This is a genomic window from Paenibacillus sp. GP183 (assembly GCF_900104695.1).
Classification (GTDB): Bacteria; Bacillota; Bacilli; order Paenibacillales; family NBRC-103111; genus Paenibacillus_AI.
Map to the genome: position 1 here is coordinate 1,643,044 of NZ_FNSW01000001.1, position 24,190 is coordinate 1,667,233.

Annotated in this window: 21 protein-coding genes; 2 read left to right on the forward strand and 19 right to left on the reverse strand. The window is 46.8% G+C overall.

The window, feature by feature from the left end; translation table 11 throughout:
• Positions 1 to 38 precede the first annotated feature (38 nt).
• From BLV33_RS08215 to BLV33_RS08225, 3 genes are all read right to left on the reverse strand, one after another.
• A complete protein-coding gene (locus BLV33_RS08215) occupies positions 39 to 803 on the reverse strand; it encodes a fumarylacetoacetate hydrolase family protein (RefSeq protein WP_090789986.1) in 765 nt (254 codons plus the stop codon).
• Between the two features lie 82 nt (positions 804 to 885).
• A complete protein-coding gene (locus BLV33_RS08220; protein ID WP_090789988.1) occupies positions 886 to 2,346 on the reverse strand; it encodes an NAD-dependent malic enzyme in 1,461 nt (486 codons plus the stop codon).
• A 179-nt stretch (positions 2,347 to 2,525) separates the two neighbouring features.
• The gene (locus tag BLV33_RS08225; RefSeq protein WP_090789990.1) at positions 2,526 to 3,401 is read right to left on the reverse strand and encodes a hypothetical protein; all 876 of its coding nucleotides are present in this window, start codon (positions 3,399 to 3,401) and stop codon (positions 2,526 to 2,528) included.
• A gap of 357 nt (positions 3,402 to 3,758) precedes the next feature.
• Between BLV33_RS08225 and BLV33_RS08230 the strand changes: the two genes are divergently transcribed.
• Entirely contained in the window at positions 3,759 to 3,959 is a 201-nt protein-coding gene (locus BLV33_RS08230) for a hypothetical protein (RefSeq protein ID WP_090789992.1), read from the forward strand.
• A gap of 61 nt (positions 3,960 to 4,020) precedes the next feature.
• Here BLV33_RS08230 and BLV33_RS08235 read toward each other — a convergent pair whose 3' ends face one another.
• From BLV33_RS08235 to BLV33_RS08295, 13 genes are all read right to left on the reverse strand, one after another.
• Complete coding sequence (locus tag BLV33_RS08235) at positions 4,021 to 5,241, reverse strand: MFS transporter (RefSeq protein WP_090789994.1); 1,221 nt, start codon at positions 5,239 to 5,241, stop codon at positions 4,021 to 4,023.
• A 96-nt stretch (positions 5,242 to 5,337) separates the two neighbouring features.
• Positions 5,338 to 6,759, reverse strand: a complete 1,422-nt coding sequence (locus BLV33_RS08240) for an amidase (RefSeq protein WP_090789996.1) — start codon at positions 6,757 to 6,759, stop codon at positions 5,338 to 5,340.
• A 23-nt stretch (positions 6,760 to 6,782) separates the two neighbouring features.
• Complete coding sequence (locus BLV33_RS08245; protein WP_090789998.1) at positions 6,783 to 8,222, reverse strand: DHA2 family efflux MFS transporter permease subunit; 1,440 nt, start codon at positions 8,220 to 8,222, stop codon at positions 6,783 to 6,785.
• A gap of 51 nt (positions 8,223 to 8,273) precedes the next feature.
• On the reverse strand, positions 8,274 to 9,671 hold the full coding sequence (locus tag BLV33_RS08250; protein ID WP_090789999.1) for an amidase: 1,398 nt from the start codon (positions 9,669 to 9,671) through the stop codon (positions 8,274 to 8,276).
• Position 9,672: 1 nt separating this feature from the next.
• A complete protein-coding gene (locus BLV33_RS08255; RefSeq protein WP_090790001.1) occupies positions 9,673 to 9,861 on the reverse strand; it encodes a hypothetical protein in 189 nt (62 codons plus the stop codon).
• Between the two features lie 29 nt (positions 9,862 to 9,890).
• Positions 9,891 to 10,883: an ABC transporter ATP-binding protein gene (locus tag BLV33_RS08260; protein ID WP_090790003.1), complete on the reverse strand. Its 993-nt coding sequence runs from the start codon at positions 10,881 to 10,883 to the stop codon at positions 9,891 to 9,893.
• Positions 10,884 to 10,899: 16 nt separating this feature from the next.
• The gene (locus BLV33_RS08265) at positions 10,900 to 11,799 is read right to left on the reverse strand and encodes an ABC transporter permease (protein ID WP_090790004.1); all 900 of its coding nucleotides are present in this window, start codon (positions 11,797 to 11,799) and stop codon (positions 10,900 to 10,902) included.
• A gap of 14 nt (positions 11,800 to 11,813) precedes the next feature.
• Positions 11,814 to 12,758 carry an ABC transporter permease gene (locus BLV33_RS08270; RefSeq protein WP_090790006.1) on the reverse strand — a complete coding sequence of 315 codons (945 nt, stop codon included), beginning with the start codon at positions 12,756 to 12,758 and terminating at the stop codon, positions 11,814 to 11,816.
• 14 nt (positions 12,759 to 12,772) lie between these two features.
• Complete coding sequence (locus tag BLV33_RS08275) at positions 12,773 to 14,377, reverse strand: ABC transporter substrate-binding protein (RefSeq protein WP_171909057.1); 1,605 nt, start codon at positions 14,375 to 14,377, stop codon at positions 12,773 to 12,775.
• 46 nt (positions 14,378 to 14,423) lie between these two features.
• Positions 14,424 to 15,425, reverse strand: a complete 1,002-nt coding sequence (locus BLV33_RS08280; RefSeq protein WP_090790011.1) for an ABC transporter ATP-binding protein — start codon at positions 15,423 to 15,425, stop codon at positions 14,424 to 14,426.
• Positions 15,426 to 15,446: 21 nt separating this feature from the next.
• Complete coding sequence (locus BLV33_RS08285) at positions 15,447 to 17,063, reverse strand: ABC transporter substrate-binding protein (protein WP_090790013.1); 1,617 nt, start codon at positions 17,061 to 17,063, stop codon at positions 15,447 to 15,449.
• A 54-nt stretch (positions 17,064 to 17,117) separates the two neighbouring features.
• On the reverse strand, positions 17,118 to 18,671 hold the full coding sequence (locus BLV33_RS08290) for an amidase family protein (protein WP_090790015.1): 1,554 nt from the start codon (positions 18,669 to 18,671) through the stop codon (positions 17,118 to 17,120).
• A gap of 50 nt (positions 18,672 to 18,721) precedes the next feature.
• Positions 18,722 to 20,311, reverse strand: a complete 1,590-nt coding sequence (locus BLV33_RS08295) for an amidase family protein (RefSeq protein ID WP_090790017.1) — start codon at positions 20,309 to 20,311, stop codon at positions 18,722 to 18,724.
• Between the two features lie 245 nt (positions 20,312 to 20,556).
• On the opposite strand from BLV33_RS08295, the gene BLV33_RS08300 reads away from it, so the two are divergent.
• Positions 20,557 to 21,579 carry a LysR family transcriptional regulator gene (locus BLV33_RS08300; protein ID WP_090790019.1) on the forward strand — a complete coding sequence of 341 codons (1,023 nt, stop codon included), beginning with the start codon at positions 20,557 to 20,559 and terminating at the stop codon, positions 21,577 to 21,579.
• 30 nt (positions 21,580 to 21,609) lie between these two features.
• On the opposite strand, the gene BLV33_RS08305 is transcribed toward BLV33_RS08300, so the two are convergent.
• The 3 genes from BLV33_RS08305 to BLV33_RS08315 are packed head-to-tail and all read right to left on the reverse strand — an operon-like array spanning position 21,610 to position 24,187.
• Positions 21,610 to 22,641, reverse strand: a complete 1,032-nt coding sequence (locus tag BLV33_RS08305) for an Ldh family oxidoreductase (RefSeq protein WP_171909058.1) — start codon at positions 22,639 to 22,641, stop codon at positions 21,610 to 21,612.
• 32 nt (positions 22,642 to 22,673) lie between these two features.
• Complete coding sequence (locus BLV33_RS08310; protein ID WP_090790023.1) at positions 22,674 to 22,853, reverse strand: hypothetical protein; 180 nt, start codon at positions 22,851 to 22,853, stop codon at positions 22,674 to 22,676.
• Positions 22,850 to 24,187 (reverse strand): amidase, encoded by a 1,338-nt coding sequence (locus BLV33_RS08315; RefSeq protein ID WP_090790025.1) that lies wholly within the window; start codon positions 24,185 to 24,187, stop codon positions 22,850 to 22,852. Before BLV33_RS08315 ends, BLV33_RS08310 begins: the two co-directional genes overlap by 4 nt.
• Positions 24,188 to 24,190 lie beyond the last annotated feature (3 nt).

The window sequence follows — 24,190 nt, forward strand, 5'->3', positions numbered from 1 at the left end:
TGCCTCCAAAAATTAGTCTAAAAATGGATAGGCTTATATTAGTTAGAAGCGCTGACAGGGTTTCGCAGGTGCCCTATCCCTTCAATATAACAATCAACAAGATCCCCATCACGCACCATATCCGCTCCGGCTGGCGTTCCTGTCAGGATGACATCCCCCGGCATAAGAGTCATAAATTTGCTGATGTAGGATATCATTACGTCTATCGGTGTAATAATTCGTTCCATCAAGGCATCTTGCTTGGCCTTATCGTTCACATATGCTTGAATCCGTGCTGACCGATAATCAAATTCAGTTTCAATCACCGGACCTAGAGGACAGAATGTATCGAACGCTTTGCCAATCGTCCAGTGTCCTTCCGGGTGAAAATAATTAAAAGCGCCGAAATCATTGGCAACGGTATAACCGAAGATGATCTCGTCCACTTGGCCGGGTTCAATGTCTTTCACTGTTTTCCCTATGATGACAGCAAGCTCCGATTCAAACTTGATTGCCTCCGTTCCGCGGGGGAGCAGCACTTTGTCACCAGGACCGACTACAGTGGTCGACGGTTTAAAAAACAAGATCGGCATTTCAGGAACAGGCGGTTTTTCCATGCTTTCATCAACAAAATTTTTGCCAATTCCGATGATGTTTCCAGGTATAAGCGGAACTAAGAATCGCACATTTTCCAAAGGGAAGGTATTACCGGTAAGAGTGCGGGAGCCAAATAAGTCTCCAGTAAATTCCCTTACAACTTTCTCTTCAACAATACCGCTGCGGGTTACAGAATCATTAGTAAGATTAAACCGAGCCAACTTCATAAAATACGCCGCCCTTCTTGTTCAATATTATGAACATCGTTCATTTTTTATTCAAAAATATCTTATCATAAAAAGCACTGTATTAGTGCAAAATCATACTATCTTCAACAATATTTATGGTTCCATGCGGTTCGTGAGATTGAAATTCTGGCGGAATCCGTTTAGCCACGCCGGTTTTAAGTGCCGCTTCTATGACCGCATCGCGCACTCGCAGAACAACCTTTTCATTAAAAATACTTGGAATAATGTACTGCTCATTAAGCTCTTCCTCAGTAACGATGGAGGCAATGGCTCTTGCTGCCGCCAATTTCATCTCCTCATTAACCCGTGATGCACGACAGTCCAGTGCCCCTCGGAACATACCGGGAAAGCAAAGAACGTTGTTAATTTGGTTCGGATAGTCACTTCGCCCTGTGGCCAACACACGGACTAGCGGCTCCGCAATTTCAGGGTCAATCTCAGGCTCGGGGTTCGCCATGGCAAACACAATCGGGTCTTGAGCCATTTGTTTAATATCAACTGTTGTGAGAACACCAGGACCTGATACACCAATAAACACGTCAGCTCCCACAATCACGTCACCTAGCTTGCCTTGCTTTCTCTCTGAGTTGGTGACAGCTGCAATCCGGTTTAGGGTCGGATGATTGTAATCGACCCCCGGAACCAGCGCGCCGCAGCGGTCAACTGCGATTAGATTGCGTACCCCTGCTGCTAAAAGCATTTCAATGCAGGCAGCTCCAGCTGCTCCGACGCCGCAAACCACGACTCGGATGTTGGATACCGATTTTCCGACGAGCCGAAGCGCATTAAATAGTCCTGCCAATATCACAACAGCCGTACCGTGCTGATCATCATGAAAGACAGGAATGTTTAATTCGTCTTGCAATCTTCGTTCAATCTCAAAACAACGGGGGGAGCTGATGTCCTCCAGGTTAATCCCACCGAAAGTAGGTGATATCGCCTTAACAATACGCACAATTTCGTCTACATCCTTAGTCTGCAGACAAATCGGAAACGCATCCACATCGGCAAATTGTTTAAAAAGCATTGCTTTTCCTTCCATTACTGGCATAGCGGCTTCAGGACCAATATCCCCAAGACCCAAAACGGCTGTACCATCCGTAACGATCGCGACCGTATTGCGCTTCACGGTCAATGTAAAAGCTTTGCTCGGATCCTCATGTATGGCCATACAAACCCGAGCCACTCCAGGTGTATACACCCGGGATAAATCCTCCCGATTTTTAATCGGCGACTTGGGCATGACTTGGATTTTCCCGCCTAGATGGGCAAGAAACGTACTGTCAGACACATGAATAATACGAGTTCCCTGAAGCGATTGGACCTTATCTATAACTTGTTGATGCATGTCTACATTCAATTGTACCGTGATATCGCGAATGCTTACATCTTTACCTGCTCGGATTATATCAACAGCAACGACATCGCCGCCGGCTCCGTTCACAGCAGTGGCAATCTCCCCAAAAGTAATTTTCGCGTTATCAATTTCAACCCGAAAAATCATACTCGTGCTTATCGACATTCAAATTCCTCCTTTAATCATTGTTCAAGATGTTCATTATATTGAACTAAGTTCAAAATAATGCTTACTTTTCATGATCCCATAGTTATCCATTAGTGTCAATAAGAAAAAAAGGAGCTGCGGCAGCAGCTCCTTCTCTTAGAAATTTAATAATTTTGATTACTATTTGTCATTTATAGTTATTGAGCAACATTTGAGTTGTTCATTTGAGCATCGTTTACGGGTGCTTGAACTGGGGCGGCAGCTTGGTCGTTTTGATTTTGATTATTTGCTGTCGTATTTGTCGTGTTTTCGGAAGAAGTTCCCGCATTTGACGTATCATTGGTATTACCCTTCTTAGCAGCATGCTTTACAGGTCCATGCCCATGTGCCGCAGCTTGGTTGCTTTGATTTTGATTGTTTGCTGTTGTATTTGTCGTGTTTTCGGGAGAAGTTCCCGCATTTGACGCATCATTGGTATTACCATTTTTAACGTCGTTTACGGGTGCTTGAACTGGGGCAGCAACTTGGTTGTTTTGATTTTGATTGATTGCTGGCGTTTCGTTAGTAGTAGTTCCCGCATTTGACGCATCATTGGTATTACCCTTTTTAGCTTCATTTACTGGTCCTTGAACTGGGGCAGCAGCTTGGTTGTTTTGATTTTGATTATTTGCTGACGTATTTGTCGTGTTTTCGGTAGTAGTTCCCGCGTTTGACGCATCATGGATATTACCCTTTTTAGCTTCAATTACGGGCGCTTGAACTGGGGCAGCAACTTGGTCGTTTTGATTTTGATTGATTGCTGACGTATTTGTCGTGTTTTCAGTAGTTGTAGTTCCCGAATTTGACGAATCACTTGTCTTAGCCTTTTTTGCTTTATTTACAGGTCTATGCCCTTGTGCCGTAGTTTGGTCGTTTTGATTCTGATTGTCTGCTGCCGTTAATTTCTTGATTGCTGCAGAAGTTCCCATATCTGCTGCGAATGCCTGATTATGTGGCATTACAACCATGCCACCTCCCAATAACAAACTTGCTGCTATCGTGCCTACAACGATTTTCTTATTAATCGATTTCACAGATATCATTCCACCTTATCTTCTAGTTTTTTATCTTACAGATTTTGCTCTCAAACGATAGGCTTGCAGTAATCGACTCCGCGGAAGTCTTGTGTGCCTAGATTTAGTGTAAATATGATTTCTGAAAGTAGCATGAAAAAAGGTGAATCCAAATGTTGGAAGTAATATTTAAACTTTGCTAAACAAACAAAAAAGGCCCATTTGCTTATTTTCGTAATTATGTCCAGACACAAAGAGACCCACATTCAAATAATATGTGGGTCTTCATTTATGCTCATCACAGGCATGACTAGTTGTTATCTACTTTCATGTTAATTTCATGTAACCATTATAAGATTAAGCTAAGGAGTGATTAATATGATTTTTTCTTTTGACCATAGCGAATGGCTAGATGAATATAATGACTACATGATGCTTTACAAAATGTTTGGTGATGAAGAATATCTAGAAGAAGCTGTTGAGGTGCTGAATAGTCTAAAGGCATTAGTAACACGCACAGAATATTACCATAAATTTATGGTAAGTATTAATGATAATGAAATACAAAAATTTAAGTAAACGGATCTGCGAACCCACATAACTCCGTTTTTGTTGATTCTAAATTCATTGGAATTTATTTTCAAACACTGCGCCTCACCGTTTGACTCTCGGTCCCCTCATCGGAGCTTAGGTGGAGCGGATCTTCCGCCGGTAATGTGTGTTCAACCGAGGGGGGAATTCGCGTGAAGTAAGCTCCTGTCATCATAATGATGCCATTGGCGACAAAAATGAACTGCAATCCAAAATATCCGCCAGCTCCACCAAAAATGATGGGTGCCGCAAACTGAAGAATCCGATTGATGGAAAGCCGGATGCCAAGCACTTCGCCGTGGCGATCCGCCGATGTGTAATTGAGCGCATACACGATACTTAACGGTTGGACAATTCCGAGACCGGCGCCCATTAAAGCGATAATTATCGCCAAAATGACCGGTATTTGGGTCCATGCGATGAGCAAAAATGCCACGGCACTAAAAAACAAAGCAGCAGTCATCACTTGAGTTCTGCCGAATTTTTGTACGATTTGATATTGGATGAACCTCACAGCAATGGTCATCATTGCGGAAATAGACAGGATGATCCCGATTTCGCTTACGGACATGCCTATTTTCATCCCGTAAAGCGGAAAATACGCTACGATTAATTCTTTCGAGTACAATCCCACTCCGCTAATAATCAATGATTTTCTTAAATTCACATGTTTAAGTAATGTCCACGTAGAGCCCGAGTAGGGATAAGCTTCCTGCATGTTCGAAGCGCCCACCCGCCAGTGATGAGATTTAAGCAGGCACCCTAAGATCAATGCAGCCAATGTTGTAGCGGCGGCAAGGCCAAAGGAAAAGCCAAAGCCGTAATGAGCGAATGTAAAGCCGCTCACCAGCGGACCGAGCATATCTCCAAAGGCAGCCGACAGGCTGTGGGCTGTAATCAATTTATCCCGGTTTCCCGGAAGATTCCCTACTGTTTTTTGTATCGAAAGAATGACAAGAAGCTGCGAAAAACCAAAGATCAATTGAGACAAAAATAATAGGGGCAATCGGAACGAAAACAGCGGCAAAAGAAAAGCGAGCAGCAGCCCGCTTCCCCCTAGAAACACCATTCTTTTGGAACCGACACGATCAACCCATCGGCCAGCCCGAACCGCCATCAGCATGGATAAAAAAGAGTAAGACGACACGAGCAGCCCGATGAGCGCAAACGGAATGCCAATGGATTCAGCATAAATGGGAATGATCGGACGTGTGCTGAACATACCGAAACCGTACAACGCGTTCATAACTAACAAAGTAAAGAGGATCATAACTTACCTTCACCAGCTCTCGAAAGCATATAACCCGATTCCGGCACTGACTCAACAAGCTCTGGCCAAGTTGATCTTCACGACATCATCCGCTTTTTATACAACTAACCGATTTGCTCCCACCATGGAACTAGCTTGCTCGTAGGCGTAAGCCGCTTGAAATACCTGTACCTCATCGAAGGCTCTGCCTTGAATTTGCAAGCCGATCGGCAATCCGGACGCAGTAAACCCGCAGGGTACGGAAATGGACGGATACCCATTGAAATTGCTTGGAGAGGTTCTGCCCGCTATGCCGAGTTCACGCGGATTTATTTCCTTTCCCCCATGTAAAATGGTTTCCACGCCTATCGGGTAAGCAGGTAGCGCCGTAGTCGGTGCTGCCAGAAGGTCGATTGTTTGATAAACATCGGCCCACTCTTTCTTGTAATGCTGCCGCAAGCGCTGAGCTTCGACATAAGCCCAGGCAGGAATAAATTGCCCCTTTTCCAGCCGTTCACGAACGTTCGCGCCGTATTCGCCATAACGATCTTTCAAGTACGCCGAATGATACGCATAAGCTTCCACATTTGAAATCAGCCCTTGTAAACTTGCTGCCTCCGCTAAGGAAGGAATGTTGACCTCAATGACTTTTGCGCCGAGCTCCTCAAGCAGGCTGATGGCTTGCCAAACAGACTTCTCAATTTCAGGATCTAAATTTTCAAAATAGTATTCCTTGCAAATCCCCACTTTTTTGCCTTTTAACGGAAGACGGTCTCCATCTTCCAAAGCTGCCAAATAATTAGGCACTTCTTTCGGGGAGGAGGACGCATCTTTCGCGTCATATCCCGCTATTACGGAAAGCACAGCCGCAGCATCCCAGGTCGTTTTCGTCATCGGACCGGCATGATCAAGCGATGAGCTTAAAGGAAGCACACCGTGCCTGCTGACCCTTCCATAAGTAGCTTTTATGCCGACAATACCGCACAATGCAGCCGGTCCACGAATGGATCCGCCGGTGTCGGTGCCTAGGGAAAATATTGAACTTGCCGCGGCCACCGAAGCCCCGGATCCGCCGCTTGAACCGCCGGGAATCATTTCCAAGTTCCAAGGATTTCTTGTCGGGCCGTAATGTTCGTTTTCGTTAGTGCCTCCGAAAGCAAACTCATGCAAGTTATTTTTACCTACAAGGATTGCGCCCGCTTCGCTCAAACGCTTAACGGCAGTCGAATCGTAATCCGGAACGTACTCCGCTAAAATTTTCGACCCGCCCGTCGTCTTGATCCCTTTTGTCGTAAAAAGATCTTTCGCCGAATAAGGAATTCCATGGAGCAGTCCTCTGTATTCGCCATTCATGATCTCTTGTTCCGCTGCCACAGCGTCCGCCATCGCCTTGTCGGCAAGCACGGTGATGTATGCGTTAATAGACGGCTCGGTTTCCTCAATTCGCTGCAAACATTGCTCCACCAATTCAACTGGCGAGATTTCCTTCTTTCGAATTAATGGCGCCAATTCTTTAATCGATTTTTGCATGAGACTCATTTCTCATCGCTCCTTCAATATATTCATAATTGACCTATTTTTTCAGGGGACTTCAGCGTAACTTTGTTTTTCCTATCAAGCATCAACATAGCAACAGGCAGCACTAACAAAATAACGCCTCCCAATCCTAGAAATAACTGCTGAACTGCCAAAATTCCCGCCTCTTCTATCGGCATGCGGATGGAATAGAGACTTCTCCTTGCTTCGAAAAACATCGAGAATATAACGACAGCCACAGATGCGGTAATTTGTCCTACGACGTTATTGATGGACATCGCTCTCGAAACTAGTTCTCCCGGCAAAGCATTTAAGCCTGCGGTTGTGGCCGGTGTATGAATGCAACCTATGCCCAAACCGCGAATACTAAGCAACAAAACCAACATTAAAATGCCGCTTCTGCCTGCCGTTAACCCTAATGCGAACGACATCAATGCGACAATAACCAGACCGATTGGCAGTATGGCTTGAGGACCGTAACGGTCCACGATTCGTCCGCCTATTGTCATCGCCAACCCCATCATCAAAGCCTGGGGAAAAAGAATAAGTCCTGTTGTCAGGGCACTGTCATGCAAGACCTCCTGCAGCAGCAGAGGGATGAGCAGCATACCGGCAAACATACTTGCCGTCGTGACAGAGGCGATCACCGTGCTGACAGCAAAAACAGGATTTTTGAAAATACGCAGATCGATAAGGGGAACACGGGTATGAAGCTCATTCCAAATGAAGCCGAGCAATCCGGCCGCACCAATTCCTAGAAGGAAGAGGGTGATTCCTCCTTCCTCCTTCCAACTATACGGAAGTCGGTTTACTCCCAGAATCAAGCTAATGATTCCAACGGATACACTTAGAAATCCCCAATAGTCAAAATGCGCTTTCTGCCGTTCCCGATTCCCTTTAAAGAAATATAAGGTTGCAGCAATGCAGATGAGCCCTGTAGGAATATTCACCAGAAACAACATGTGCCAAGAGCTGAATTGTAAAATAAAACCGCCGAGGGTCGGACCTACTGCTGGAGCAACCATTCCGGCAATACCTGTAATTCCGGTCGCCAGTCCCCGTTCATTCACAGGAAAGTATTGGAATATTATAGATATTCCTAATGGCATAATAAGTCCGGCACCTACCCCCTGCAATGCGCGGAAGGCTACGATTGAATGAAAATTCCAAGCCATGACTCCTAAGACCGATCCCGTCAAAAACAAAAGCATACCTAACAAATAAACAGATTTTCGGCCCAGCACATCCGATAAATAGCCTGTAGCAGTCATGGTGACCATCATTGGAATCATAAATCCAGTCACAATCCATTGCGCTTCAGCAGCGGTTAAATGAAATATCTTCATAAATGAAGGGATCGATACATTTAACATGCTGTTGTTTATAAAGATTGTAAAAGTACCTAATAATACACAAGTTAATATAGCCCATTTATTGGCAGCCGGCTGGATTAGGTCTTCACGCAAGTTGATCACCGCCTTCCTGCAATAAAGAAGAAAGGGGAAGCGACAGCTCCCCTAAGCTACCCATATCTCTTCATTCGGAAGCTTTTTATACAAAGAGGCATGCTGTTCAAAGCAATGGCCAATCGATAAAATTTCTCCTTCACCAAAAGGTCGGCCCATCAGCTGCATGCCGATCGGCAAGCCGTCGGATGAAAATCCGCAAGGTATCGACAGCGCCGGCAGACCTAAGAAATTCGCTGTTGAAGTCATGCTTTGTACGATAAATGCAGGATCATTTTCAAATTGTTGAATCAATTTGGCAACGGTCGGCGTAGTGGGAGTTACCAGCACATCCACTTCTTCAAAAATGCCGTTGAACTGATCCCGCATCCTGGTTCTAAGCCTCTGGGAGTGGACATAAGCCTCCGCCGGAATATATTGACCCAATTCAAACGCAAGGCGAAGCTTCGGACCGTAACCCGCAGGTTGTTCCTGCAAATTCCGATGATGAAACGCATAAGCCTCCGAGTTTAAAATAATCCGGTTTGCGTCTACCAGCTCCTCTATCGATTCAATTTCTACAGGTATAATTTTCGCACCCATTTCTTCCATCATCTTCAATGCTTGCCGTACGGAAGCTTCAACCTCCGGCGCAATGTTATCGTAGAAATAAGTGGTTGGAACTCCTATTTTTTTACCTTTTAAAGATTCGCTTTTAGTGAACGACTGCATATCCCAATCCGGACCGTTATGGGAGCTGTCATCCTTCTGATCATATCCGGCCATAACTTGCAGTAAGATGGCGGCATCCTCGCAGGTACGGGTCAACGGACCGATATGGTCCAATGTCCATGACAGCGGGCTTACTCCGTGACGGCTCACAAGACCGTATGTAGGCTTCAAACCGACAACGCCGCAATAGCTTGCGGGATTGCGTATTGAGCCTCCGGTATCGGTGCCGATAGAGGCTAGAACCAAAGCGGCCTGCACCGCCGATCCCGAGCCTGAACTGGATCCGCCGGGTATGCGTTCCAAATCCCAGGGATTTCTCGTCCAGCCGTAATGAGGATGAGGCGCTCTAAAAGCATACTCATTCAAATGGGCTTTCCCCATAATGACCGCGCCGGCATCCAGCAATTTATCCGTTACGGTTGCGTTGAATAGAGGCGTGTAGTCCGGATCGATCCTGGAACCGTTCGTCATCGGGGATTCTGTGTAAGCGATAATATCTTTTAATGAGATAGGGATACCGTGCAGCGCTCCTTTATAGTTTCCTGCCATAATCTCTTCTTCGGCCTGCTTCGCTAGCATTTTCCCAGCTTCCGCCGTGACGGTAATAAACGTGTTCAGCTTAGATTCATATTTTTCGATTCGCATCATGAAATAATTGAATAATTCAACGGGGGACAGCTGTTTGTTCTTTATTAATCCGGCGGTTTCGGCAATTGTCATCAAACCGTTCATTTCCATATTATTTCCTCTCCGGGCTGAAAACCGGCGCCGGTTCCAAGTCCAACGTGAAATTTTGGGAGAGCTTCTGAACACCCCGGATCATCGTTTCCAAATCTTTCGCATACTGGGGAAGACAATTTTCAAGCTCCGGGTAAAGCGTGCGGCCATTTAATTCCAAAGTCATACTTTTCAATGTGCTTGCATCCATTGTGCTCACATATCCTCTCTATTAGTTATTTATGAAACTACTCTTGCTTCATTTCCTGTCTCATATAGAAAGCAAGCTACATGATGATCCGGCCCCACCTCAATCGTTTGGGGCACCGCCAGCGCGCAGCGCTCCTCGGCAAAATTGCAGCGCGTCCGAAAGCGGCATCCTGACGGAGGATTTAAAGGACTTGGCAATTCCCCCTTTATCGGAGTATGTTTATTCAGTGTATTGATTCCGACCTCCATGGATGGAGCGGAATTCATTAAAGCCTGCGTGTAGGGGTGATAGGGTTTCGAATAGAGCCGGTCTGCCGGACCTTTTTCAACCACTGTCCCCAAGTACATCACCATCACATCGTTGCTCATATATTCAACTACGTTCAGATCGTGAGATATAAACAAAAGGGACAATGAGAATTCCTTCTTCAAATCCTGAAACAAATTCAGCACTTGCGCCTGAACCGATTTATCCAGCGCAGAGACAGCTTCATCGGCTATGAGAATATCCGGTTCCAGCACCAACGCCCTGGCTATCGCCACCCGCTGCCTTTGTCCTCCGCTTAGACTGTTCGGGTATCTGCCGGCATACGATACGGGCAAGCCGACAGCATCCAAATAGTAATGAGCCCTCTTCCTTGCTTCCTGTTTCGACTCCCCGTTTACCCACAGGTTAAACGCCACGTTATCCAGAATCGTCATTTTCGGATTTAGGGAAGAATAAGGGTTTTGGAAAACCATTTGCATATTTTTCCTGACATGCTGCATCTCCGACTCCCTGAGGCCCAAAATATTTTGTCCGCGGAAGCGAACCTCTCCTAAATCGGGCTCAATCAACCGCAGAAGCAGTCTTGCCAATGTAGATTTGCCGCATCCGGATTCACCTACAATACCCAAGGTTCCTTGTTCTTTTAAAATAAGAGATACTTGATCAACGGCGGAAACAACTCCTTTTGTTCTTCCCCACAATCCCTTGATCGGAAAAGATTTGCTTACTGAATTAACTTCCAGTATCGTGTCCACCGGAACCTCACTCCTTTCACCGCTTCGATTCCAAAGCGTCTCTCAGTCCGTCCGCCACCAAATTAATAGTCAATGCACTCGCGAATATAAAGGCACCAGGAATAATCGTGACAATGGGATTGATAAAAATTTGCTGCTTTAGGTTGTTCAGCATAATCCCCCACTCGGCAGCCGGCGGCGAGACGCCCAATCCCAAAAAGCTTAAACCGGAAGCGAGCACTAGGCTGATGCTGATCTGGGTTGTGCTGTAAACAAACACCTTACTGAAAATATTCATAATGATATGGTAGCGTATAATCGAAAACGATCGCGCTCCGCTTGATTTTGCCGCTTCAATAAATTCCTCCGCTTTCACCCCCTTGACAGCGGACTCGGCAATCCGCGCGACCGGCGGTATAAAAACAATCGATATCGCGATGATGATATTGCCTATGCCCTGGCCCAGCGCGGAGGATATGCCTATGGCCAGCAGCACGGCCGGGAAGGAGTAAAAAATATCGAGCGTCCGCATGATAACTGTGTTAAGCCAACCTCCAAAGTAACCTGCGGTTACTCCTAAAAATCCACCGATACTTGCGGCAATCAACACAGGCATCAGCCCGGCAAACAGACTCAGTCGTCCGCCGTATAATATCCGTGTCCATATATCGCGCCCTTGTTCGTCCGTTCCCAGAATGTGCCCTTGTGTACCGAGGGGGAGCAATCTTTCCGTAACCTTCCCTGCCAGCGGGTCATACGGGGCAATGAACGACGCAAAAACACTGGATACGATAATGAGAAGCAATACAATCAGCGAGATAAACGCTATCCTGTTTCGGTAAAAGGCGTCCCACAACAAAAGTATCTGAGAATCTTCTTTTCGCTTTTTAAATAAAACAGCTTTTTCCGTTACCGCACCCACATTTTGGTTAATCATAGCGTCCTCCTTCCTTACGTATGCCTTATCCTTGGATCAATCAGGCCATGGACTAAATCAACAATCACATTCAAGCATACAAACATCACCGCGATGATCAACACCCCCGCTTGAATAACCGGAAAGTCTCTCTGGCTGATCGCTTGGTAGATGAGCTGCCCGACACCCGGCCAGGAAAATACGGTTTCGACCAAGACCGATCCGCCCAAGAGATACCCGAACTGCAGTCCCGCTACGGTCAATATGGTCGGTGTCCCGTTTTTCAGCACATGAAGCAAAATGGTCGAGGATTTGGCTCCTTTGGCCTTGAGCGTAGTGACAAAATCTTGATGCAGAAGATCGTATACGGTGCTTCGAATCATTCTGGTCATCACACCAAGTGTCGTCATGCCTGCGGCAACAGCCGGCAAAATCAAATGCGTAAGAAGATCCCCGATACCTCCTCCACCAATATTTTTCATGCCGGAGGGCGGGAGCCATCCCAGCAGTACCGAAAAAATACCGATCAAAATGAGCGCCACCCAAAAGTTGGGTATGGCAACGCCTGTCAAACCGATCATATTGGCCATCGAAGCCGTCCACGATTTTGGATTATAGGCACTGTAAACGCCGACAACGATGCTGAGGCTGAATGCCAATACCCCGGCTGCCAGCGCCAAGATGAAGGTGTTCCACAACCCTTCGAACATCAATTGATTCACTGCAATCCGTTTAATAATCGAACGTCCCAAGTCACCCTGAAGGATATGAAACAGCCAACTGAAATACTGGATGTAAAGGGGCTTATTAAGCCCTAATTCTTCGGTGATTTTCTGCCGGTCCGCTTGCGAAGCATCCGGGGGAAGAATAGTGTTGACGGGATCACCCGGGACGATCTGCAGCATGAGAAAGACGACAACCGTTACACCCAGCAGTGTAGGAATCATCAAGGTCAATCGTTTCAGCAAAAAGTGTAGCATGTTCGATCCCTCCTTTATTCCATATGGATGGTAGTCAAGTCGGCGAACCAGGACTGAGGCTGAATAAATCCTTTGACGTTCGGAGCAAGCACCCGTAAATTCAAATCATGTACAACAAATAACCACGGAGCGTCATCCGCTACAATACCTTCTGCCTCTTGCAAGTAAGCGTCCATTTCAGAAGCATTGAACGTTTGTTTGGCTTTTTTCAATAATTCGTCGAACTGCGGATTGGAATACTCCGGGGCATTGCTTCCGTTCGGTATAAAGGAGCTTGTAGCGAAATAGCGTTCATACGCCGAAGGCATGATCGGATTCAGCGAGACGTTATAGGCCCCTATATTTTTTCCGGCAGGAAATCCCGCTCTGTATTGAGTAAGCAGGGTTTGCCACTCCAGAGCTTCAATCTTCACATCAATACCAACAGCCTTTAAGTTCTTCTGGATAAACTCGTTCATCGGCAGCGGCCACATATTCCCCGAACCGCTCGTCGGAACGACAAACGTCGTTGAAAAGCCATTGGAGTAGCCGGCTTCGGCAAGCAATTTTTTCGCCTTTTCGGGGTCGTAAGTGTACTTGGCGACTTTATCGTTGTACCACTTATGACCCGGATAAAGCATTTGAGTGGCGGGCCTGGCCACACCGTTTAATAACGATTTGCTTAAGCCTTCACGGTCAATCGCATAGTTGGCGGCTTGGCGAACCCGTTTATCTTTCCAAGGGCCTTCTTTCATATTCAATATTAAGGGCCAAATATGCGGGTAATCATTTAACAAAACTTGAAAGCCGGAGGATTTTAACTGGCTTACGGACTCCGGAGGAGGAATTTCCGCCCAATTTACCTGGCCTGATTGCAGCGCCGCCAATCTGGCTGACGGATCCGGAACCGGTCGAAGGATAACCTGATCCACTTTAGGAATATTGCCCCAATATTTGGTGTTTTTCTCCATCACCATCTCTTGCCCTTGTTTAAGGCTCACAAATTTAAAAGGACCAGTGCCGATGGGATGGTTGAAATAATCCTGGCCATATTTTTTCACAGCCTCCGGACTAGGCACGGCTATATTGGTCAAATCGTACGGAAAAAAGCTGTATGGTCCTTTGGTCTTTATTTGCACGGTATAATCGTCTACTTTGCTGTAGGAATCAATATTTTTAAGATACGATACGATACCTGCAATCAGCTGCGCTTTGTAATAGGGCGAATCCGGTTTTTTAAGCCGATCCATAGTAAACATGACCGCATCTGCATTAAAGGGGGTTCCGTCATGAAATGTGACGTTTTTTCGCAAATGGAAGGTCCATAACGTCGGGTCCTCTTTGGAAATTTCCCATGATTCAGCCAAGCCCGGTTTGACCTCGGCAGGTTTGTTTCCCTGACTCAGGTCCCACAGCACCAAAGTGTCGTAAAGTTGATACCCTACAAATCTCCAACCCTCAGAGCCTTCGGTAGGAACGGAATCGGGAACCGGTATATTGGCGGCGGACATGGCGATGACCAATGTGCTCTTTTTACCAGCAGTTTTAGCGCCGCTGCAGCCGGTTAAAATAATCATCACAGCAACAATGAACAGAATTATAAAACGATTGACTTTGCCATTGGGCATCTTGGGTTTCATTGATAGCCGACCTCCTTTTTTATTTGACCATCCGCAGAAACCCCGGTTAATGATGGGCGTACCTCCTTTGATCGTTGTGGCTGGCGTTGGCTTCATTCAATAAGATGCAGGCGGCCTGATGATCGGATTTTAATTGAATTAAATCGGGATGCCCCTCTGAACAAGAAGTTTGGGCATCAGGGCATCTCTCGGCAAAAGCGCAGCCGACGGGCATTTTTGTAATTAACGGCGGCTGCCCCGGGATGGTTACCAGTCTTCCCCTCTGGCCTTTTCGCGGTGTTGCTGCCATTAACCCCTTGGTATACGGATGCGCCGGTTCGGACAGGATTTGTTCCACCTTCCCATATTCCACAATTTTCCCCGCGTACATAACGGCAATATCATCGGCCATTTCTGCCGCTACCCCGATATCATGCGTGACCAGCACAATTGACATGCCAAATTCCGCTTGAATATTTTTAAACAGATTTAATATTTGCGCCTGAATCGTCACATCTAATGCAGTTGTAGGTTCATCGGCAAGCAAAACATCGGGTTTACAAGCCAACGCCATTGCAATAACGGCACGCTGCCTCATCCCCCCGCTCATCTCATGAGGGTAAACCCTGGTCCGTTCTTTCGGGGAGGGGATGCCGACTTTTTGAAAGAGCTCGACAACCTGGGCCTTCGCTGCGTTACGCCCTATCTTTTGGTGGGTTATGATCGTTTCTTCAATTTGAGCTCCCACCCGATACAGGGGATCCAGCGCAGATAATGAGTCTTGAAAAATCATCGCGATCCGATTGCCCCGTATGGCTTGTATGTCTTTTTGCGGACTATGAAGAATATCCACTCCCTGAAACCGGATGGAACCGGAAAGCTTGGCATCCGGAGGCGCGATCCGTAATATGGAGCGAAGCATTACACTTTTCCCGGAGCCGGATTCGCCGATCACTACCAACGTTTTTCCTTTCTTCACATTTAAATTCACACCCCGGACGGCGGCAACCATCCCTATTTTGGTGGAAAACTCTGTTACCAGATTCTCAATCCTCAATACTTCAGCCATGTTCCTCTCCGCCTTTCTGGGTTAATCAATATGGATTGAAGTCAAATCCGCGTACCAAGACTGGGGCTGTATGAATCCTTTGACATTCGGCGATAAGACTCGCAAATTCAGATCGTGTACGACAAACAACCACGGCGCGTCCTCGGCTATAATTCCTGCTGCCTCTTTCAAAAAAGCGTCCCTTTCCGAAGTATTGAACGACTGCCTGGCTTTACTCAACAAATCGTCATAGGCAGGACTTGAGTACAATCCGATATTGCTCCCGTTCGGTAAGATGGAGCTTGTAGCGAAGAAGCGTTCAAATATCGATGGAAATGCAAATCCGAGTGAGATGTTATAGGCACCCACTTCCTTGCCTGCAGGGAATCCGGCTCTATATTGGGTGAGCAGGGTTTGCCATTCGAGTGCTTCAATCTTCACGTCGATACCTACCGCTTTTAAGTTTTTTTGGACAAACTCATTCATCGGCAGCGGCCACATATTTCCGGAACCGCTGGTCGGGACCAAGAACGTTGTTTGAAATCCGTTCGGATAGCCTGCTTCGGCGAGCATTTTTTTCGACTTTTCAGGGTCATAAGTATACTTGATCGCCTTGTCGTTGAACCACTGATGCCCCGAATAGACCAGCTGCACGGCAGGTGCGGCAACTCCGTTTAATAACGACTTGCTTAATCCTTCGCGGTCAATCGCGAAGTTGGCGGCTTGACGAACCCGTTTATCGCTCCAAGGTCCCTCCTTCAAATTCAAAACATAAGGCCAAATATGCGGATAATTATTCAAAAACACCTGAAATCCGGATGATTTCAATTTACCTACGGACTCCGGAGGGGGAATTTCCGCCCAATTCACCTGTCCGGACTGCAGAGCCGCCAATCGGGCGGACGAATCCGGAACGGGCCGAAGGATGACCTTATCTACCTTGGGGATGCTGCCCCAATATTTGTCGTTTTTCTCCATAACAAACTCTTGCCCTTGCTGCATACTCACAAATTTAAATGGGCCGGTACCGGAAGGATGGTTAGGAAATTCCTTCCCATATTTTTTCACAGCCTCTGGACTGGGAATTGCTATAAAAGGGATATCATACGGAAGAAAACTGTATGGTTTTTTGGTCTTGATTTGTACGGTATAATCATCCAATTTGTTATAAGATTCGATATATTTCAGATAGATTAAGATACCGGCTGCGGTTTGCGCACTGTAATACTGAGAATCCTTTTTTAATATCCGATCCATAGCAAAAATAACCGCATCCGCATTAAAGGGGTTTCCGTCATGAAATGTAACGTTCTTTCTTAAATGGAATGTCCATAGGGTCGTATCATCTTTTGATACTTCCCAGGATTCGGCGAGTCCCGGTTCGATATCGGCAGGCTTTTCCCCTTGTCTCAGGTTGAACCTTGCCATCCCGTCATAAAGCTGGAATCCGACAAATCTCCAGCCTTCCGCTCCCTCAGTCGGAGAAGAATCGGCTACCGGAAGATTGGAAGCAGACATGGCAATAACCAACGTGCTGGTTTTGGACGACGACTTGTTATTGGCACCTCCCGCACAACCTGCCATAATGATCATCATTATAATGATCAAGAAGGCCAGCGATCTGTAGGAATTGCCGTAACTAAACCTCAGCTTCATCATGTATGACCTCCCTTTTCTCAATCAGATCTTGAACCATATCTGCTTTGGATTGGTTTATATGGCAAGTACCGTTTGAAGCTTACTCATGTCCACTGTTTCCTGGAATGCGTACGCGGTTTGCAGCAACAACAGATCCTGGAAATGTGGAGCGATCAGCTGCATGCCGATCGGCAAGCCTTCGGATTTGGCGCATGGCACGCTGATTGCCGGATGGCCGGTGTAATTAAACGGCATCGTATTTCGGGAATGGGCGGCACCTCCACGATTGAGATAATGTTCCATGGCTTCCACATAATTTCGGGCTTCCACGAACTTCGGCGCTTTGTTCGGTTTTGTTGGGCATACAAGCAAATCGACCTCTGCAAATGCTTTGTCATATGCCTTCTTTACTGTTTTGCGGACGTTTTGCGCTTTTGCATACAGCCGTCCATGGTAGCGTTCGTGCAGATATTCGGCCAGCGTCATATTGAGCTTGAAGGTCAACGGCCATTCATGGCCATGGCTTTGCTTGAATCGGCCGATCGTCGTAATGAGCGAAGTCGGATAATAAGTAGCGGCAAAAGCACCGCCAAAGTTAGTGTCAAACAAATACTTGGTGCCCTCCAGCATGATCGCAGAACCCGCTATGTGGGCGTCGGTATGCATCGGAATCGACACTTTCTTCACCTCGGCTCCGGCATGGCGCAGCACATCAACTGCCGACAAAACCGCCTCTTCCACATCCTTTTCCATGCCTTCATATCCGAACCCCTCTGTTAAAATGCCGATTTTCAAGCCTTTGACGCCACGATCCAACAATTCCGTATAATTCGGTATTTCCGGCATCTCGGTTTGTCGCGGATCATAGCCATCCGGTCCGGCCAGGCACTGCAGCGCCGCCGCCACATCCTCAACCCGGCGCGCCATTGGACCGAGATAGTCCAGACTGGGATCGGCGCCGACAACACCCGTATGCGGTATCAGTCCGAACGTCGGCTTCAGTCCGACGACACCGCAATAATGGGCGGGATTGCGCACGGAGCCTCCCTGATCCCCGCCGATTGAAATATCCACTAAACCGGCGGCTAAGGCTGCCCCGGAGCCGGAGGAGGAACCGCCGGGTACATGATCCGGATTATGGGGGTTCTGGGTACGGCCGAAATTGCCGACTCCGATCATGCCTCCGCTGGAAAAGTCATGCATGTTCAGCTTGCCGGTAATGGTTGCGCCGTGATCGAGCAGCCGGGTTACAATCGTCGCATCGTAGTCGGGAATATATCCGTCCATAAAGTGAGAACCAAAAGATTGCGGGATGCCAGCTACGGCCACATGATCCTTCAAGGCGACTGTTTTTCCCTTGAGAATGCCTTCCTCGGCTCCCTCGACACGGCATTTGCGAATGAACGCGTTATACGGATCCTCTTCGGCGGAAGGCCGGTAACCGGGATCCCGAGTCAAATAACGAAGCGGCAAACGTTCTTCTTCGATCCGCATTTCATAAAACTCATCCAATTCTTGCAGAGAGCTCGCGATTCTATCCTGCACAATCTCCGCTTCAGTCCGGGTAAAATTGAATCCAAGTTCCTTGCCTAGCTCCATAACCTCTTCCACTTCAGGAATCCTTAACATGGCTCCATCTCCTTGGCTTTTTTATATGTAAGGCAAGTTTTTCGAAACACTCAGACAGTGACGATTTCCTTCGGGGTAACTGGCAGATATTCGTACTTCACGGATTGCTGCACGGCATAAGCAGCACGGAGCAGATTCGTTTCGTCGAAATGCCGGGCCACCAGCTGCAATCCGATCGGCAGACCGCCTGCCTTACCGCAGGGCACGCTGATCGCCGGGTGACCGGTGAAGTTAAATTGCCGCATATTTTTACCTCTAATGTTGACCGGATCGGTCGGACCCGCATGAGCCGACAAGGTTTCTTCCAGCGCATCCTTAGCATTTTGGGTGATTCGATAAGGTGGAGCCGTAGTTGGTACGGAAGGCATAACCAGAAGATCAACCTGCGAAAATGCCTTGTCATATTCCTTAATGATGGGATTTCTTACGTTGTGAGCCTTGGCATACAAACGACCATGGTATTTTTTGTGCAGGTAGTGTCCGAGGGTTAAATTCTGTTTCATGAGGATGGGGAGTTCGTATGCGTGGCTTTGCTTAAACCGTCCTATGGTTGCAATCAAGGATGCTGGGTAATAGGTTTTGGCAAACGCTCCGCCAAAATTGGTGTCATACAAGTACTTGGCGCCTGCCAGCGAGAGTGCGGAAAACGCAAGAGCGGCATCGGATTTGTGTACGGGAACGGAAACTTTGCTGATGATCGCTCCCGCTTCCTCGAGCTGGTCGATGGCTGAAAGCACGGCATCCCTGACTTCCTTCTGCATCCCTTCGATGTCAAAGCCTTCCGTCAGGATGCCAATTTTTAATCCTTTCACCCCTCCTTCCAGAAGTTTGGAATAAGAGGGTATCTCCGGAACACGGACCTGACGCGGATCATATCCGTCCGCTCCAGCAATGCATTCTAATGTCATCGCGATATCTTCCACGCTCCGAGCCATCGGACCGACATAATCGATGCTCGGCTCCGAGCCGAATACCCCGGTATGCGGAATCAGACCGAAGGTCGCCTTGATTCCGACCACGCCGCACCAGGCGCTTGGGATGCGAATGGAACCACCCTGGTCTCCGCCGATGGCGATATCGACGTAACCCCCCGCTACAGCCGCTCCCGAACCGGTGGACGATCCCCCTGTAACGTGATCCGGCATGTGCGGGTTCAGCACTCTGCCGTAATCGCCGATGCCAAAGGTCGATCCGCCGTTTGAAAAATCGTTCATGTTTAATTTCCCGGTGATTGTCGCACCGTGATCGAGCAGCCGGGTTACGATCGTCGCATCAAAGTCCGGAACATATCCTTCCATAAAGTGAGATCCGAAGCTGAGCGGCACTCCCGCCACACTGACATGATCCTTGAGTGCTACAGTCTTCCCTTTCAACAGCCCCTCACCGGATCCTTCGATGCGGCACTTGCAGAGAAATGCGTTTAGCGGATCCTCCTGTTCCGTCGGCCGGTATCCGGAATCCCTAGTGAGGTAACGAAGCGGCAAACGATCTTCCTCGATCCGCATTTCGTAAAATTGATCCAAACCGATTAACTGCTCGGCCATCGCCTTCTGTACTACTTCCGCCTCCGTTTGCGTAAAATCAAAGCCAAGAGAACAAGCGTAATCCATAACTTCATCCACATCAGGAATCCTTAGCATGGCTATCTCTCCTTTTTGTGATTAATGTTAATTTATATAACACACAATAGCATTTACTTGTAAATATAAGGTAATAGAAAAAAACAATACCCAAAATTTTTTTGAATTAAATCGATATTCCCATGAAGCACTGTAAGTTATATGTTATTATATGTAACACATAAAGATTTATTGTTTATTTCTGAGTAGAGAAGCGGGGTAGATATGTGGGGTCGCGTTTGAAGTGAATATAAGGAGGGTATGTAATGAATTGGAATGATTTACATTCTTTTATTACTGTTGCTCGGGAAAAAAGCATTTCCAAAGCCTCTCAAAAACTGCACTTTACTCAGCCTACTTTAACGACAAAACTCAAAAAATTGGAGGAGCAGTTAGGAATCCATTTGCTCGAAAGAAACTGGGAGGGGGTAAAATTAACCGATCACGGCACGATTTTCTTAATGCATGCTCTTAGGCTCACACAAGAAATGGATGAAATTATCCAAATGATCAATAAATTGAGTCAGCTCGAAAAGGACAAAGAATCACCCCAATCGAACACGTCCATGGATAAACTGAAAATTGGAGTATGCCGCCAGGTAAGTTCCAATATTCTCGCACCGCTGTTTATTGAGCTGAACAAAAAATACCCTCTCCTGCGGTTCGAAGCCCTCTCCACATATAACAATGTCATCTTGCATCTGCTTGAAATTGGCCAAATTCATATTGGCATTACGTCTTATTTCGATCAACGGCAAGGCTTCAAGGCAATTCCCATATTTCAGGAGAAAATGGTGCTCCTCGCTCCAATTAATGATCCGGAACCGATTAGAGAAGATCTCGGAAACGTCAAGGACCTATTGAAGAAACCTTTTATTCTGCTCCATCCGAATCATTCCTATTTGCCGCACCGAGAAACCATGGATCGCATTTTGATCGAATTATTGGGGACTATGCCCGAGGATATCCAGGATGTCCATACAATCATTACGCTGAAGCTCATGGTTTCTAACGGTATGGGGTATGCCATTTTGCCAACCTCGTTTTTGTTGAATTCGGTTCACCCCGAGCCTTTGGAGCATTCCTTCGAAGGTCTGACGTATAAGGTCCTAGAACCGGAAAATTATCGGATGATCAACTTGGGGGAACGAATTCCCTCCAATACCATTTATCTGGTGTATGCCGACGACGCACCGTTTAACTTTGCCATGGCAGATATCATCCATCAGATTTCCTCTATGTTTTCGAATGTTGAGTTGGAGTTTCCTGGAACTGCTTATCCACATTAAGAAAATGCAGAATTCGTTAAATTCCTGACCTCATGCCAGCAGTGCAACTATTTCCTCCCATATCGACGCCTGTAAGTCCATTACGCCGGATTCGAGTATCTTGCGTTTTTGCCGGTAACCTCGTTCTCCGGGATAATAAATATTGTCAAAGCCATCGGCAAGTTCCGACGAATGAATCTGTTCGATAAGCTGGCCTACCCTTTCCTTAAACATTTGAATATTTTGAAACCACCCGATTTGAATGGCTATCAACAAATGGCTGACCCGCTGCTGCCGCTCCTTGTTGTCCATCGGCTCGACCTCGGTGTCGAAAGCGCCTCCTCCAAGCAGTGAGGTAAGCAAGCTGACGGCAAGCGTAACGCCATATCCTTTATGCTCAGCAAAAGGTAGTATAATGCCTTGCATCGCTTCTAATGGATCGGTTGTCGGTTTACCGTTGCGATCGAGCGCCCAACCTGGCTTAATCTGCTCTCCTCGGGTAATTGCACTGCGAATTTTCCCTACGGCGGCTACACTGTTAGCAATATCCAATACAAACGGAAGTTCCTTGTCCGGAGTAGGTACACCGATCGCCCATGGATTGTTGCCGAAAAGCTTGCTCAATCCTCCCCACGGAGCCAGTCTGGGAGATGCGTTGGAAAATACGAGACCGATCATATTCTCGTCCGCTGCCAGTTTAGCATAGTATCCGGCCGTACCAAAATGCTGGCTGTCTCGGACAGTTACAGCACCGATGCCGAACAGGTTCGCTTTACGGATTGCTTCCCGCATTCCTTGGTACGCAATCCACTGCCCGAGACCGTGACGCCCGTCTATTGCCCCCACTGCTTGATTATCTGTTACGATTTCCGGATTAGAGGGCATGCGAATCGATCCGCTTTTCAGTTTTTCATAGTACATCTTGACCCGCAGCAGTCCGTGTGTATGAATCCCTCTCATTTCGGCATCAAGCAGTGTATCGATCAGCACAGTCAACTCTTCGGACGGAAGCCCCGTCTTCTCATACAAGCGAGTAAGCGTGTCATTCACTTCCTTGATAGACAGTTTCAGCGTTTGTGCCATTTGCATTTTCCTCTCTTGGCAATATGAATTAATTAAAAGGGAAACACATCATGATCGATTGGATATTGCATGACGGTTTCGATATTTTTCAGCATATTCCGCAGCGGTTCCTCAATCTTTTCAATTTCAGACTCATTGATGAATCCGGCCTGGACCAAATACTCAGTCATGACTTTTTGCAGGTTGACTTCATTATGGTTCAAATGGATCATACCTTTCTGCCGATGGGATGACTTTCTTCGTACAATAGAGCAAATCTTAATAAGCTTTCTTCCGATAATGCCTTTCCTACAAGTTGACAACCGATGGGCAGGCCCAATTTAGAAACGCCGCAAGGAATAGTTAACGAGGGCACGCCGGCTAATGTGAAAGGAGAATTGAATCGCTGATCCCCAGTTCCATATCCTTCCGGAGCCGTATTCGGGGCAGAAGGGGTTATCATTACATCTACAGAATTCAAAATCGATTGCATTTGCTGAATGTAAACTTTTCGAACCTGCAGCGCCTTTACATAAGCCGTCTGGGGAATCGACATTCCCACAGCCAATCGATAGCGCAAACTCTCCCCGTATAAATCTTTTTTCTTGATATATGTATCCATGTGATAACTGCTTGCTTCCGAATGAGAAATAATTGCTTGCGCAGAAACAGCCGACTCAAAAGATTCCGGCAAATCAATATCGATTGTAACAGCTCCCAATTCAATGAAATTTTGGATGCATTTATTAATAGAAACCCTCACATCTTCTTCTATGTTGTCAAAGTATCGCTTGGGAACACCAATTTTGATCCCGTTTAAATTTTTTAACCTGGTTATGTGGGATTGGATTTTTTCTGTCCTTAGCGAGATTGGATCATTTTTGTCATACCCAGACATGACGTTCAAAACCAGAGCCTGATCCTGAACTGTTTTTGTTAACGCGCCAATGTGGTCAAGCGTCCAGCTAACAGGAATGACACCATAGCGGCTTAAACGTCCCAATGTCGGTTTCAAGGCAACCAATCCGCAATATGCAGCCGGTCTGATTAAGGATCCGCCCGTTTGGGAACCAAGGGAGAAAGGCGTCATACCGGACGCTACCGCAGCTGCCGAACCTGAACTTGAACCTCCGGGGGAATGCGCTAAATTCCATGGATTTCGGGTTTGGGTCAAGTGGGAAAATGCAAATTCGGCTGTCGTGTTCTTACCAAGAAGAATCCCTCCCGCGTTTTTTAATTTTGAAACCGCTGCAGCATCATAGTTCGAGACGTAATTTCCCATAACCTTCGAACCACAAGTCGTTTTTATTCCACTGGTAAAAAAGATATCCTTTACTGAGAAAGGTATACCAGCGAGATAACCAGCATCTTCACCAGCCATTATTTTTCGCTCAAGTAACTTAGCCTGTTCAATCGCCTGCTCTCCCAAAATCGTTACCCAAGCATTAATTTCAGAATTCTTCTGTTCGATGACACTCAAAAAGTACTTCACCAGTTCAACAGACGAAATTTGCTTAGTCTTAACCATATGAACCAGACTTGTTAAATCATTCTCAATGGCAATCACGTT